Origin of the sequence: Paractinoplanes deccanensis, from assembly GCF_016862115.1 — a bacterium.
Taxonomy (GTDB): Bacteria; Actinomycetota; Actinomycetes; order Mycobacteriales; family Micromonosporaceae; genus Actinoplanes; species Actinoplanes deccanensis.
Genome location: NZ_BOMI01000110.1, coordinates 1 through 12,807, shown reverse-complemented (window position 1 = coordinate 12,807; position 12,807 = coordinate 1). Strand labels below are relative to the sequence as shown.

The following is a 12,807-nucleotide window of genomic DNA, read 5'->3' as shown; positions in this document are numbered from 1 at the left end:
CGGTCTCGGTGGCGCGGGCGGCCTCGGCCACGGCGACGGCGGCGATCTGGGCCGACTCGCTGGTGTTGCGGGAGATCTCGCGGATCGCGAGGCCCATCTCGTCGGAGCCGGCCGAGACGGTCTGCACGTTGCGGGAGATCTCCTCGGCCTCGGCGGCCGCGGAGGCCGACTGGGCGCTGGTGTCGCCGGCCGCGCTCGCGATGCTTCCGGAGATCGTGGAGAGCTCGGCCGAGGCGCCGGCCAGCTTGTCGGCGTCCTGCGCGACGGTCGCCAGCGAGGAGCGGAACTGCTCGAGGGCGCTGTCCAGGTTGGCGGCCATCACGCCGAGCTCGTCGCGGCTGGTGATGCCGCTGCGCTGGGTCAGGTCGCCGTGGGCGAGGGCGTCGGCGACCTCGCCGAGCCGGCGCACGGGCTTGAGGATCGAGCGGACCAGCGGGACGGCGAGGCCGATCATCAGGGCCAGGCCGGCGGCGGCGACCACGATGGCGAGCAGCCGCACCGAGTCCTTGGTGGCGGTCATGTCGGCGCGCTCCTGCTCGGCCGCCGCGGTGGCCTGGTCGACCAGGGCGCCGAGCTGGTCGTCGGTGGTGGCGTTCCGCTCGGCGATCTCGCCGGTGCGCGAGGCGACCGAGGCGGGGCTCGCCGCGGCGCTCTCGACGAACGACTCGATGTAGTCGTTGAACGCGGTGAAGTCGGACTGCGCCGCGCGGAACGACGCCAGCAGGTTCGCCGGCAGGCCGGAGGCGAGCACCGCGGCCTGGGCCTCCTCCGACGACTGCACGTCGTCCGCGGTGTCGGAGCTGGTGTCGATGCCGAGCGCGGCGCGGTAGGCGTCCGCCTTGAGCTCGCTCTGCCGGGTGTCGAGGTGGTTCAGGGCCGCGAGCCCGGCCTCCAGGCCGGTGATCGTGTCGCTCTGGTCGGCCAGGCGGTCCTGGCTCACCAGGGTGAGGCCGGCGAGGGCGCTCATCAGCACCGCTCCCGTGCCGACCATCAGGCCCAGCCTCTTGGCGACGCCCACGTCCTGAAGTTTCCGCATGTGCCCTCCGAGCTCGCGATGTTGCCGAGCAGATCGGCGAGCGCGAAACGCCCATGAGAACTACCGGGCGGCTTTCTCCCGATACATCGCAGCGTCCGCAGTCGCGGACAATTGCGAAAAGTCGGACAGATCTCCGGCGGGGCGGCAGGCCACGCCGATGCTCACGCCCACGGTCACCGTCCGGCCGTGCACGGTGATCGGCTCGCGGATCGCGTCGCGCAGCCGGTCGGCCAGGCCCTCGGCCGCCTCGGGCGAGGCGTCGGCCATCAGCACCACGAACTCGTCGCCGCCGAGCCGGCCGGCCAGGTCACCCGAGCGCAGGTGCGAGGTCAGCCGGGCGCCGGCCACGCAGAGCAGCTCGTCGCCGGCCGCGTGCCCGAGCGTGTCGTTGACCGCCTTGAAGCCGTTGAGGTCCAGCAGCAGCACGCCCATCGCGCGCCCGTCCAGCTCCGCGGCGTAGGTGGTCAGGCGCTGCCGGTTGGGCAGCCCGGTCAGCACGTCGTGGGTGGCCTGGTGGTCGAGCTGCCCGCGGATCGCCTGCAACTCCTTCACCTGACGGCCGTACGCGGTGGCGAGCGTCCCGCCGAGCACGGCGATCGACAGGTTGACCAGGATTCCCATCGTCACGTCGCCGTCGTGGAACGACCGTTCCCCGTAGCGCTCGGCGGCGAAGAGCAGGATCGAGCTGGTGGCGAGCCAGGCGGCCAGCGCGCCCGGCAGCCGCCGGCGCAGCGCCGCGACCAGCACCGGCAGCGCCAGCAGCGGCCACGTGGTCTGCATGCTGTACGCCTGCACGCCGACGACGATGCCGCCGATCGCGATCACGTCGCAGACCGTCTGGACGGTGCCGAGCAACGGGTACCACCGGTCGCCCGGCCGGTGGTAGCTGACCGCGGCGAGGACGTTGGCGAGCACCATCAGCGCGATGCCGGTGACGCAGGCCAGCCGCATCGCCGGGTGCACGTGCGCCTCCGGCGGCAGGCCGGACAGGCCGCCCAGGAACATCAGGGTCGCGATCACGCCGGCCACGCGGGTCAGGAAGGCACAGGCCTCGACGGTGCGCCGTCGCTGCCGGGCGGAGTGGTCCGTGGTCGCGTTCATCCGCCCTCGAATCGGCCGCCGCCGCGCGCTGCTGAGGCTTCAAAGAATCCTCACAGCTTCTCCGCCCAGCCGGCGATCACCTCCGGCACGGTCACGGCCGTCTCGGGTCCCGGTTCCTTCGCGGGCGTACGGGACAAGCGCGGCGCGGGTGCGGGCTGCGTCACCCCGTCGATCTCGGCGAACGAGCCGCGCGCGACGTGGTGCGGATGACCCGGCGCCTCGGCGGGAGAGAGCACGGGCGCGACGCACGCGTCCGACCCGGCGAAGACCGTCGTCCACGCGTCGCGGCTCCTCGACGCGAACACCTCGGCGAACCGCGCCCGCAGCACCGGCCAGCCGGAGCGGTCGTACTGCTCCGGCAGATCGGCTTGCGCCAGCCCCAGCCCGTCGAGCAGCGCCCGGTAGAAGGCCGGCTCGAGCGCGCCGACGGCCATGAACCCGCCGTCGGCCGTTGCGTACGTGTCGTAGAAGGGCGCGCCTCCGTCGAGCAGGTTCTCCCCGCGCGCCCCGCTCCACTGGCCGATCGCGGCCATGCCGTGCACGAAGGTCATCAGCAGCGCGGCGCCGTCCACCATCGCCGCGTCGACGACCTGGCCGCGGCCGGAGCGCTCCCGTTCGAGCAGGGCGGCGAGCACCCCCACGGCCAGCAGCATCCCGCCGCCCGCGAAATCGCCGAGCAGGTTGATCGGCGCGTGCGGGCGCTGCCCGGCCCGGCCGAGCGGCTCGAGCGCCCCGGCGATCGCGATGTAGTCGATGTCGTGGCCGGCCCGCGCGGCCAGCGGGCCGTCCTGCCCCCAGCCCGTCATGCGGGCGTACACGAGCCGGGGGTTGATCCTCTCGACCGTCTCCGGGCCGAAGCCGAGCCGCTCCGCGACGCCGGGGCGGAAGCCCTCCACCAGCACGTCGGCGCGCTCGGTGAGGCGCAGCAGATCGGCGACGCCGGCCTCGGTCTTGAGGTCGAGCTCGATCGTGCGGCGGCCGCGGCCCAGCGGCCCCGGCGGCGGGAACTGGCCGCCGGGACGGTCGACGCGGACCACGTCGGCGCCGAGGTCGGCGAGCATCATGCAGCCGAACGGGCCGGGTGCGAGCCCCGCCAGCTCGACGACCCGGACACCGTGCAGGGCGCTCATGCGGGCAGGAACCGGTCGCCGTAGAGCTTCGCGAGCGCGGTGGCCCGGCCGCGGAAGTCCTCGTGCTGGTGCGCGAAGCGCAGCACGCCGCCGGTCCAGGCCGGATAGCCGATGCCGAGGATCGAGCCGACGTTGCCGTCCTCCTCGGTGCGCAGCACGCCCTCGGCCAGGCACCGCTGGGCGTCCAGCGTCTCGGCGAACAGGAACCGGTCCTGCAGGTCCGCCAGGGGCACCGCCCGCCCCTCGGCGGTGGCGAGGCCGGCCAGCCCGGTCCAGAGCCCGGCGCGCCTGCCGTTCTCGTACGCGTAGAAGCCCTGCCCGGCCGCCCGCCCGGCACGACCGTGCTCGTCGACCATGCGATCGACCAGCTCGTGCGACGGCAGGCGCTCGAAGGCGTCCCCCGCGGCGGCCTCGAACTGGCGCCGGATGCGCTGCACGAGCGAGAGGCTGACCTCGTCGGCGAGCGCGAGCGGCCCGGTCGGGTAGCCGGCCTGCAGCGCCGCGTGCTCGATCGACGCGGCCGGCACGCCCTCGGCGAGCATCCCGATCGCCTCGTCGATGAACTTGCCGATCACCCGGCTGGTGAAGAAGCCGCGCCCGTCGTTGACCACGATCGGCGTCTTGCCGATGCGCCGGCCCAGGTCGAAGGCGCGGGCCACGGCCTCGTCGCCGGTCTTCTCGCCGACCACGATCTCGAGCAGCGGCATCTTGCCGACGGGGGAGAAGAAGTGCATGCCGAGGAAGTCGGCGGGCCGGGTCACGCCCGCGGCCAGCCCGGTGATCGGCAGCGTCGACGTGTTCGAGGCGAGCAGCGCGCCGGGCGCGAGCAGCGGCTCCACCTCGGCGAAGACCGCGTGCTTGAGCTTCGGGTCCTCGAAGACCGCCTCGATCACCACGTCGCAGCCCGCCAGCAGGGCGGCGTCGGCCGTGGTGGTGATCCGCGCCAGCACCTCGGGGTCGCCCTGCTGCCTGGCCCGGGCGGCCGCCTCCTCGCTGACGTCCTTGACTACCACCTCGAGGCCGGCCCGGGCGCAGGCGTACGCGATGCCGGCGCCCATCATGCCCGCGCCCAGCACCGCGACCTTCGTGGCCGGCGGCACCTCGGCCCGCGGCCGGGCGAGGCCCCCGTTGACCGCGCGCATGTCGAAGAAGAGCGCACCGATCATGTTCTTGGCGACCTGGCCGGTGAGCAGCGTGATGAGGTGCCGCGTCTCGATGACCTGGGCGGTCTCGAAGTCGACCTGGGCGCCCTCGACGGCGGTCTCCAAGATCTTCTCGGGCGCGGGCAGCGACGCGCCCTTGAGCTGCTTGCGCAGGGTCGCCGAGAAGGCGGGGAGCTGGGCGGCGAGCTTCGGGGTGGCCGGGGTGCCGCCGGGCATGCGGTAGCCCTCGCGGTCCCACGGCTGCCGCGCGTCCGGGTGGGCGGCGATCCACGCGCGCGCCTTGTCGATCATCTCCTCCGGGGTGGCGGCGAGGTCGTCGACCAGGCCGTTGTCGCGGGCGTCGGCGGGCTTGTAGCGGCGGCCGGTGAGCAGCCACGTGGTCAGCGCCGGGGCGAGGCCGAGCATGCGGACCGTGCGGGTGACGCCGCCGGCGCCGGGCAGCAGGCCGAGCGTGACCTCGGGGAAGCCGAGCCGGGTGCCCTTGGCGTCCAGCGCGACCCGGTGGTGGCAGGCCAGCGCGATCTCCAGGCCGCCGCCGAGCGCGGCACCGTTGATCGCGGCGACGACCGGCCTGCCGTACGTCTCCAGCCGGCGCAGGTCGCGTTTGATGGTCCCGAGCAGCGCGAAGAGCGCCGGGGCGTCCTCCTTGCGTGCCCGGATCATCGAGGGCAGGTCGCCGCCGGCGAAGAACGTGCTCTTCGCGCTGGTGACGATGACGCCGGTGACCTGGTCGCGCTCGGCCTCCAGGCGGTCCAGCGCGGCGCCCATCGCGTCGACGTACCGCTGGTTCATGGTGTTCGCGGACTGGTCCGGGTCGTTGAGGGTCAGGGTGACCACGCCGGAGTCGTCCCGCTGATATTCGATCATCACAGCCTCTCGATGACGGTCGCGACGCCCATGCCGCCGCCGATGCAGAGCGTGACCACGGCGCGGCGCTGGTCGCGCCTCTCCAGCTCGTCGAGCGCGGTGCCGAGCAGCATCGCGCCGGTGGCGCCGAGGGGGTGGCCGAGCGCGATCGCCCCGCCGTTGACGTTCACGGTGTCGGGGTCGAGGTCCAGGTCGCGCTGGTACTTGAGCACCACCGACGCGAACGCCTCGTTGATCTCGTACAGGTCCACGTCTTTCGGTGCCAGGTTGGCCGTCCTGAGCACCTTGTGCGTGGCGGGAATCGGCCCGGTCAGCATGATGGTCGGGTCGGAGCCGGTCACCGCGCCGGCGCTGATCCGGGCCCGCGGGGTGAGGCCGAGCTCGCGCCCCACCTGCTCCGAGCCGATCAGGACCAGGGCGGCGCCGTCGACGATGCCGGACGAGTTGCCCGCGTGGTGGACGTGGTTGATGCTCTGCACCCAGTGGTATTTGCGCAGGGCCACGGAGTCGAAGCCGGCGGCCGCGCCGATCGCGGCGAACGACGGCTTGAGCCGGGCCAGCGCCTCGCGGGTCGTCTCCGGGCGCGGATGCTCGTCGGCGGTGAGAATGTCGAGGCCGTTCTCGTCGCGCACCGGCACGATCGAGCGGGCGAAGTGGCCGCCCGCCATCGCCTTGGCGGCCCGGTCCTGCGAGCGCAACGCGTAGCCGTCGACGTCGTCGCGGGAGAAGCCCTCGATCGTGGCGATCAGGTCGGCGCTGACCCCCTGGGGCACGAAGTCGGTGGCGAGCGCGGTCTCCGGGTCGAGGAACCACGCGCCGCCGTCCGAGCCCATCGGGTTGCGCGACATCGACTCGACGCCGCCGGCCAGGATCAGCTGGTCCCAGCCGCTGCGCACGCGGGCCGCGGCCTGGTTGACCGCCTCCAGGCCCGAGGCGCAGAAGCGGTTCAGCTGGACGCCGGCCGCGGTGTCCGGCAGCCCGGCCAGCAGCGCGGCGGCGCGGGGCAGGTCGCCGCCCTGCTCGCCGATCGGCGTGACGATGCCCATCACGATGTCGTCGATGCGGGCCGGGTCGAGGCCGGGATTGCGCTCGCGCAGGGCGTCGATCAGGCCGGTGACCAGCGAGATCGGCTTCACCCCGTGCAGCGCGCCGTTGGCCTTGCCCCGTCCGCGGGGGGTTCTGACCGCGTCGTAGACGTACGCCTCAGAGGACACGGGCGATCAGCTCCTTCATGATTTCGTTGGTGCCACCGTAGATCTTCTGCACCCGCGCGTCGGCGTACATGCGGGCGATCGGGTATTCGGTCGTGTAGCCGTAGCCGCCGAAGACCTGCAGGCAGCGGTCGACGACCTCGCACTGGCCGTCGGTGAGCCAGTACTTCGCCATCGCCGCGGTCGCCACGTCGAGCTCACCGCGCCGGTGGCGCTCGATGCAGTCGTCCAGGAAGATCCTCGACACTCTCGTACGGGTGGCGCACTCGGCCAGCACCATCCGCGTGTTCTGGTGGCCCAGCAGCGGCTTGCCGAACGCGGTGCGCTCCTTGGCGTACGCGGTGGCGAGCTCGACGGCGCGCTGCATGACCGCGACCGCGCCCACCCCGATGACCAGGCGCTCCTGCGGGAGCTGCTGCATCATCTGGAAGAAGCCACCGCCCTCCGCGCCGAGCAGGTTGGCGGCCGGGACGCGGAAGTCGTCGAAGAACAGCTCGGCGGTGTCGTTCGCGTGCAGGCCGATCTTGTCGAGCAGCCGGCCGCGGCGGAAGCCGGGCGCGTCGTCCGCGAGCTCGCAGACGATCAGGCTGATGCCGCTCGCGCCCTGTGCCGGGTCGGTCTTGGCGGCGAGGATCACCAGGTCGGCGAGGCCACCGTTGGTGATGAACGTCTTCGAGCCCGTGACGGCGTACTCGGCACCGTCCTTGATCGCTCGTGTCCGGATCGCCTGGAGGTCCGAGCCGCCGCCGGGCTCGGTCATGGCGATGGCGCCGACCAGCGTGCCGTCGCACAGGCCGGGCAGCCAGCGCCGCTTCTGCTCCTCGGTGCCGTAGGTGGCGATGTAGCCGGTGACGATGCCGCTGTGCACGGCCAGGCCGAGGCTGCCCTCGCCGCTCAGCGTCTGCTCGGTGAGCATCACGGCCTCGTGGGTGAAGTCGCCGCCCCCGCCGCCGAACTCCTCCGGCACGGAGAGCCCGAGCAGGCCCAGCTCGCCGGCCTGGCGGTAGTGCTCGCGGTCGGGGTGGCCCTGCGCCTCGAGCCGCGCCGCGTGCGGCACGACCTGTTTGGTGAAGAACACGCGGGCCAGCTCGGCGAGGTCCTCGTGCTCCGGCTCGAGCCACGCCGGGGTGTATCCGTCCAGTCCTGGGGTCGGCATGTGTCAACTCTTCCGGCCTATTGGCGGCGTGTCAACAAGCGGGTGCCCTAAGGTCGACGAGATGAGCATCGAGGTGGGCCAGCGCCGCAGGTTCTCGCCGGACGCGCGCCGCGAGCAGATCCTGGCGGTCGCCGTGCGGCTGTTCGGCGAGCGTGGCTACGCCGAGGTCTCGACCACCGACGTGGCCCGCGAGGCCGGCGTCGCCCGCGGCCTGATCAACCACTATTTCGGGACGAAGAAGGAGCTGTACCTGGAGGTCATCCGGGTCATGCTCACCGTGCCACCGGTCGCCCTCGCCTCGCTGCCGCCCGGCGACCTGCCCACCCGCGCCGACGCGATCGTCGGCTGGTTCCTCGACGTGGTGTCCCGGCACAGCCGCTCCTGGCTCGCGGCGATCACCGCGGGCGGCATGGCCGGCGACGCCGAGGTCGACCGGGCCATCGACTCCGCCGTCGACGCGGCGGCGGACGCGGTCCTCACCGCCGTCGGGATCACCACGTCCACGCCCGCCATGCACGCGATGGCCCGCTCCTACGTCGGGCTGGCCACCTCGACCGCCCGGGAATGGCTGCAACGGGGCGTGCTCACCCGCGCCCAGGTGCACCGGCTGCTCACCGCCACGCTGCTGACCATGGTGACCCAGGTCTTCGGGGACGCTTAGGGCCGTTCGGCGGGCTGTGCGGGCCCGCTTGGCGGCCGACGATGGGTATCTGCGCGCTCCACACCGAACCCTTCCCGGTGCTACCCCATCGTTCCCAACGGAGTCGGCCATGGAACAGCCCCACCGGTACAGCGCGGACACCCTGACGTCGCTCAGCGACCCCGACAAGCTCAACGACATCCTCGAGGGCGCCGGCCACGGCCGCCCGCTGACCCCCACCGGCCGCATGGGCGACCGGTTCGTGCTCTCCGCCCCGCAGGCCCTCGCCGCCCAGCAGGTCCTCGAGCAGGCGGGCGCGGGCGACGTACGGCCCGACCCGGTGCTGTTCATCGGCACGGCCCGCATCGGGCGCGACGTCGGCCACGGCTTCGCCTGGGCCGAGGTGAGCCTCGCCGCCGGGGACGTGCCCCCGGTCCCGCCGTGGACCCCGCCGCCGCCGGGCCTGCGCCGGCCGGTCGTCGCGCTGCTCGACACCGGCGTCGAGGACCACCCGTGGCTGCGGGTGGGCACGCCCGAGGACCCGTTCCTGATCGACGCGGCGGCGCTGCCCGACCCGTGCCCGGTGACGGTCGAGCCGAGCAGCCCGCTCGACGAGGGCGACGACCTGCTCGCCGGGCACGGCACCTTCAACGCGGGACTGCTGCGCCTGGGCGCCCCGTCGGCGCGCGTGCTCTCCGTCCGGGTCATGAACGACGAGGGCCGGGTCAAGGAGAGCAACCTGATCATCGCGCTCGAGTGGCTGCGCAAGTACGCGCAGGACAACCCGCTCGACGTGGTCTGCATGCCGTTCGGCCGGGCCCCGTTCACCATCAGCCCGTCGGAGGAGATGCGCGGCGCCCTGGAACCGCTCGCGCGGGCCGGCGTCGCGCTGGTGGCCTCGGCCGGCAACGACCACAGCGACACCGAGATCTTCCCGGCGGCGTTCGACATCGTGACCGCGGTCGGCGCCGGCTTCGGCCAGTACCACGCCACGTTCAGCAACCACGGCGACTGGGTCGACCGCTACCGCGACGGCGTCGACCTGCTCGGCGTGCTGCCGCCGGACCGTTGGGTGCGCTGGACCGGCACGTCGTTCGCGGCGGTCACGTTCGCCGCCGACCTGGCCCGCCCCCAGCTCGACCACGGCCATGTCTGACGTCCACCTCGGCGCCCTGCTCGAGCAGGCCCGCTCCGGCGACGACGCCTCGCTGCGCGAACTGGTGCACGAGCTCAACCCGGTGCTGTGGCGGGTCGCCCGGGGCCAGGGCCTCACCGCCGAGGACGCGGCCGACGTCGTGCAGACCACCTGGCTCGAACTGCTGCGCCGCCTGCACGACATCCGCACCCCCCGGGCGGTGACGGCCTGGCTGATCACCGCCACCCGCCGCGAGGCCTGGCACCGCCGCGAACGGGCCCGCCGCCACCTCCCCGACGGCGAGTCGGCCCTGCGCGACGTGGCCGACCCGGGCCCGCCACCGGACCACCGGGTCCTGACGGACGAGCGCGACAGGATCCTGTGGTCACACTTCGCCCGCCTCTCCCAGCGGTGCCGCGACCTGCTGGGCATCGTGGCCCAGGTGCCCCGGCCCGACTACGACGTGATCTCGGAAACCTTCGGCATGCCGCACGGCAGCATCGGCCCCACCCGCAGCCGCTGCCTGGCCAAGCTGCGCGCGATGCTCCTGGCCGATCCCGCCTGGGCCGCGTCATGAGCCCGCCACCCGTCCCCGCGTCCCCTGCGGTGCCCCTTGGCGTCTCTGAACTCGCCGCGCGGTTGCGGTTCCTTGCGACGCCTTCTACCCCTCCGACCCCTCCTCCTCTCGGACATTTCCGACTTTTCCGGCTTGTGCCCTGCTGGGGGAGGCTGCCGTGACGGACTTCGACGACCTGGACCGCGAGATCCTCGCCCGCATCGCCCGCTTCGACCCGCCGCCGTCCGACCTGGACGACCGGGTGCTCTTCGCCCTGGCCCTCGACGCGATCGACATCGAGGTGGCGCGCCTGGCCGAGCTGACCGGCGCGGGAGCTCGCGCCAGCGAACGAACCCGCACCATCACCTTCGAGGCCGACAGCCGCACCGTCATGATCACCGTGATCGAGCGCCCCGACAACCTGGTCCGCATCGACGGCTGGCTGGCACCCGGCGCCGCCCTCCCGGTCGAGCTCCGCTTCCCCGAACCCGCACCCGCCCGCCGCGTGACCGCCGACCAGACCGGCCGCTTCGTCTTCGACGAGGTGCCGCACGGCCTGGCCCAGCTCCTCGTCCACCCCACCACCGGCACAGCCCGGGTGGTGACCCCGTCCCTGGTCCTGTGACCGATTCCGAGGACCGGCCCGGTCGCGCCGCGGGGCCGCCCTCCGAGGGTGGGCCGGCTCGCCCGGCGCGTCCGTCGGCCGGAGTGTCCCCGGCCGGCGCTGCGGGGCCGCTCTCCGGGGGTGGGCCGGCTCGCGCGGCGCGTGCGTCGGCCGGAGTGTCCCCGGCCGGCGCCGCGGGGCCGCCCTCTGAGGGTGAGCCGGCTCGCGCGGCGCGGCTCTTCGCCGAGGGCAAGGCGGCGACCGAGGACGGCCGGCCCGCGCTGGCGGCCCGCCGGTTGCGCGCGGCGCTCCGGGCCGCCGGCGAGGCCGACCCGGCGGTCCGCGGCCGCATCCTGGTGACCCTGGCCTGGGCGGAGGCCGAACGCGGCCACGTCGACCAGGGCTTCCACCTGCTCGACGAGGCCGAGCCGCTGCTGCCCCCGCCCACCCGCGCCGTGCTGCACGCCCAGCGCGCCGTCCTGCTGCGCCGCAACGGCCACAACGAGCGGGCGCTGCCCGAGTTCGACAGCGCCATCGCCGGCCTGCCCGAGCACGAGGCCCCCCTCGACCTGGTCAAGGTCCTCAACAACCGCGCCCTGCTGCACCGCGACGCCGGCCGCGTCGGCGCCTGCCGCGACGACCTGACCCGCGCCCTGCGCATCGCGCACCGCCACGACTTCGCCCTGCTCGCTGCCCTGATCCGGGTCAATCTCGGCTGCCTCGACGTCCTGGCCGGCGACCTCCCCGCCGCCCTGGGCGCCTTCGGCGCGGCCCGCCCCGAGTACGAACGCGTGGCCCCCGGCCGCCTGTCCCACCTGGCGGTCGAACGTTCCCGCGCCTTGGTAGCCGCCGGCCTCTTCCGCGAAGCCGACCGCGAACTCGCCGCCGCCATCGCCCAGGCCCGTGCCCAGTCGCAGGACCACACCCTCGCCGACGCCCTCCAGGTGCGAGCCGAGGCCGCCCTGTTGGCCGCCCGCCCCATCGCCGCCGTCACCTGGGCCACCGAGGCCCGCACCCTCTTCCTGCGCCGCGGCAACCGCCGTACCGCGGCCTTGGCCGCCCTTCTCGCCCTGCGCGGCGCCGCGTCCGCCCTGCCCTTGACGCCCGCCGGCCCGTCCCGCACCGCACGCGGCGTCGTCTCCCGGGGCCGGCGGCTCGCGCGGGAGCTGACCAGCCTCGGACTGCCCGAGGACGCTCGCGTGGCCGCCCTTGTCACCGCCCGTGCCTTGCTGCCCCGGTCTCCCCGCGCGGCCGCCCGCCTGATCGAGGACCACGGCCCACCCGGCCGCCTGGACCGCCTCGACACCCGCCTGCTGTGGCGCCTCGTCAACGCCGAGCTCGCCCTGGCCACCGGCCGCCCCGCTGCCGCCGGCCGCCACCTCACCGCCGGGATGGGCGCGCTGCATCGCCACCGCGCCCGCTTCGGCTGCCTCGATCTGCAGACCGGCGCCTCCGTCCACGGCCGTGACCTGGCGGCCACCGGCGTCGCCGCAGCCCTGGCCTCGGGTTCCGCCGCGGCCCTGCACCGCTGGTCGGAACGCGCCCGCGCGCAGGCCCTGCTCCTCCCGCCGGTGCACCCGCCCGGCGACCCGCGCGAGGCGTCGGTCCTGGAGGAGCTCCGGCAGACCCGGCACACCCTCCGCACCGCCGAGCTGGCCGGCACGCCCACCACCGCCCTGCGCGGCCGCGTGGAGACCCTGCAACGAAGCCTCCGCGAGCACACGTGGTCCACCCGCCCCGGCACCACAACCGGCGTCCCGCCCACGGCGTCGCTCACCGCCGTCCGCGCCGCCCTGGGCGATGCCGTGCTGATCGCCTACGTGCGCTGCCGCGACACTCTGCGGGCCCTGGTCGTCACCAGCTCCCAGACGTCGATCGTCCCGCTGGGCGACTGGTCCCTCGCCGAGGAGGCCGTCCTCCGCCTTCGAGCCGACCTGGACACCGCCGCCGGCCGGGCCCTCCCGGCACGGCTGGCAAAGGCCCTCGAAGCCGCCACCACCCGCGACGCGCAGGCCCTCCAGGCCGCCGTCCTCGACCCACTCACCCCGCGCCTCGGCGACCGCGACCTGATCCTGGTGCCCACCGGCCTGCTGACCACGGCCCCGTGGTCCCTGCTCCCCGCCTGCCGCGGCCGCCCGGTCACCGTCACCCCGTCGGCCACGACGTGGCTGGCCGGCCGGACGCGGCCCGCGCGTTCGACCGGGCCGG

Annotated in this window: 11 protein-coding genes; 5 read left to right on the top strand and 6 right to left on the bottom strand. The window is 74.3% G+C overall.

Annotated elements, in window-relative coordinates:
* The 6 genes from Ade02nite_RS27815 to Ade02nite_RS27790 all read right to left on the bottom strand — a co-directional run.
* Positions 1-1,036 (bottom strand): HAMP domain-containing protein (locus Ade02nite_RS27815; protein WP_203770209.1); only part of this gene is annotated, 1,036 nt, incomplete at its 3' end.
* Positions 1,037-1,096: 60 nt separating this feature from the next.
* The gene (locus tag Ade02nite_RS27810; protein ID WP_203770207.1) at positions 1,097-2,137 is read right to left on the bottom strand and encodes a GGDEF domain-containing protein; all 1,041 of its coding nucleotides are present in this window, start codon (positions 2,135-2,137) and stop codon (positions 1,097-1,099) included.
* A 50-nt stretch (positions 2,138-2,187) separates the two neighbouring features.
* On the bottom strand, positions 2,188-3,267 hold the full coding sequence (locus Ade02nite_RS27805) for a CaiB/BaiF CoA transferase family protein (protein WP_203770205.1): 1,080 nt from the start codon (positions 3,265-3,267) through the stop codon (positions 2,188-2,190).
* On the bottom strand, positions 3,264-5,297 hold the full coding sequence (locus Ade02nite_RS27800; protein WP_203770203.1) for a 3-hydroxyacyl-CoA dehydrogenase NAD-binding domain-containing protein: 2,034 nt from the start codon (positions 5,295-5,297) through the stop codon (positions 3,264-3,266). Before Ade02nite_RS27800 ends, Ade02nite_RS27805 begins: the two co-directional genes overlap by 4 nt.
* Positions 5,297-6,511, bottom strand: a complete 1,215-nt coding sequence (locus tag Ade02nite_RS27795) for an acetyl-CoA C-acetyltransferase (protein ID WP_203770201.1) — start codon at positions 6,509-6,511, stop codon at positions 5,297-5,299. The genes Ade02nite_RS27800 and Ade02nite_RS27795 overlap by 1 nt, the downstream gene beginning before the upstream one ends.
* Entirely contained in the window at positions 6,501-7,664 is a 1,164-nt protein-coding gene (locus tag Ade02nite_RS27790) for an acyl-CoA dehydrogenase family protein (RefSeq protein WP_203770199.1), read from the bottom strand. The genes Ade02nite_RS27795 and Ade02nite_RS27790 overlap by 11 nt, the downstream gene beginning before the upstream one ends.
* A 61-nt stretch (positions 7,665-7,725) precedes the next feature.
* Between Ade02nite_RS27790 and Ade02nite_RS27785 the strand changes: the two genes are divergently transcribed.
* The 5 genes from Ade02nite_RS27785 to Ade02nite_RS27765 form a co-directional block, all read left to right on the top strand.
* Positions 7,726-8,325 (top strand): TetR/AcrR family transcriptional regulator, encoded by a 600-nt coding sequence (locus tag Ade02nite_RS27785; RefSeq protein WP_203770197.1) that lies wholly within the window; start codon positions 7,726-7,728, stop codon positions 8,323-8,325.
* Between the two features lie 109 nt (positions 8,326-8,434).
* Entirely contained in the window at positions 8,435-9,460 is a 1,026-nt protein-coding gene (locus Ade02nite_RS27780; RefSeq protein WP_203770195.1) for a S8 family serine peptidase, read from the top strand.
* Positions 9,453-10,016 (top strand): RNA polymerase sigma factor, encoded by a 564-nt coding sequence (locus Ade02nite_RS27775; protein ID WP_203770192.1) that lies wholly within the window; start codon positions 9,453-9,455, stop codon positions 10,014-10,016. The genes Ade02nite_RS27780 and Ade02nite_RS27775 overlap by 8 nt, the downstream gene beginning before the upstream one ends.
* Positions 10,017-10,173: 157 nt before the next feature.
* Positions 10,174-10,620, top strand: a complete 447-nt coding sequence (locus tag Ade02nite_RS27770; protein WP_239169101.1) for a hypothetical protein — start codon at positions 10,174-10,176, stop codon at positions 10,618-10,620.
* A gap of 155 nt (positions 10,621-10,775) precedes the next feature.
* The coding region (locus Ade02nite_RS27765) for a hypothetical protein (protein ID WP_203770190.1) at positions 10,776-12,807 on the top strand (2,032 nt) is incomplete at its 3' end.

What these genes read in the sequence shown, in the direction of transcription:
- Ade02nite_RS27780 (WP_203770195.1), top strand. Translation starts at nt 8,435, where the DNA reads ATGGAACAGCCCCACCGGTACAGCGCGGACACCCTGACGTCGCTCAGC.
- Ade02nite_RS27810 (WP_203770207.1), bottom strand. Translation starts at nt 2,137, where the DNA reads ATGAACGCGACCACGGACCACTCCGCCCGGCAGCGACGGCGCACCGTC.
- Ade02nite_RS27790 (WP_203770199.1), bottom strand. Translation starts at nt 7,664, where the DNA reads ATGCCGACCCCAGGACTGGACGGATACACCCCGGCGTGGCTCGAGCCG.
- Ade02nite_RS27785 (WP_203770197.1), top strand. Translation starts at nt 7,726, where the DNA reads ATGAGCATCGAGGTGGGCCAGCGCCGCAGGTTCTCGCCGGACGCGCGC.
- Ade02nite_RS27805 (WP_203770205.1), bottom strand. Translation starts at nt 3,267, where the DNA reads ATGAGCGCCCTGCACGGTGTCCGGGTCGTCGAGCTGGCGGGGCTCGCA.
- Ade02nite_RS27775 (WP_203770192.1), top strand. Translation starts at nt 9,453, where the DNA reads ATGTCTGACGTCCACCTCGGCGCCCTGCTCGAGCAGGCCCGCTCCGGC.
- Ade02nite_RS27800 (WP_203770203.1), bottom strand. Translation starts at nt 5,297, where the DNA reads ATGATCGAATATCAGCGGGACGACTCCGGCGTGGTCACCCTGACCCTC.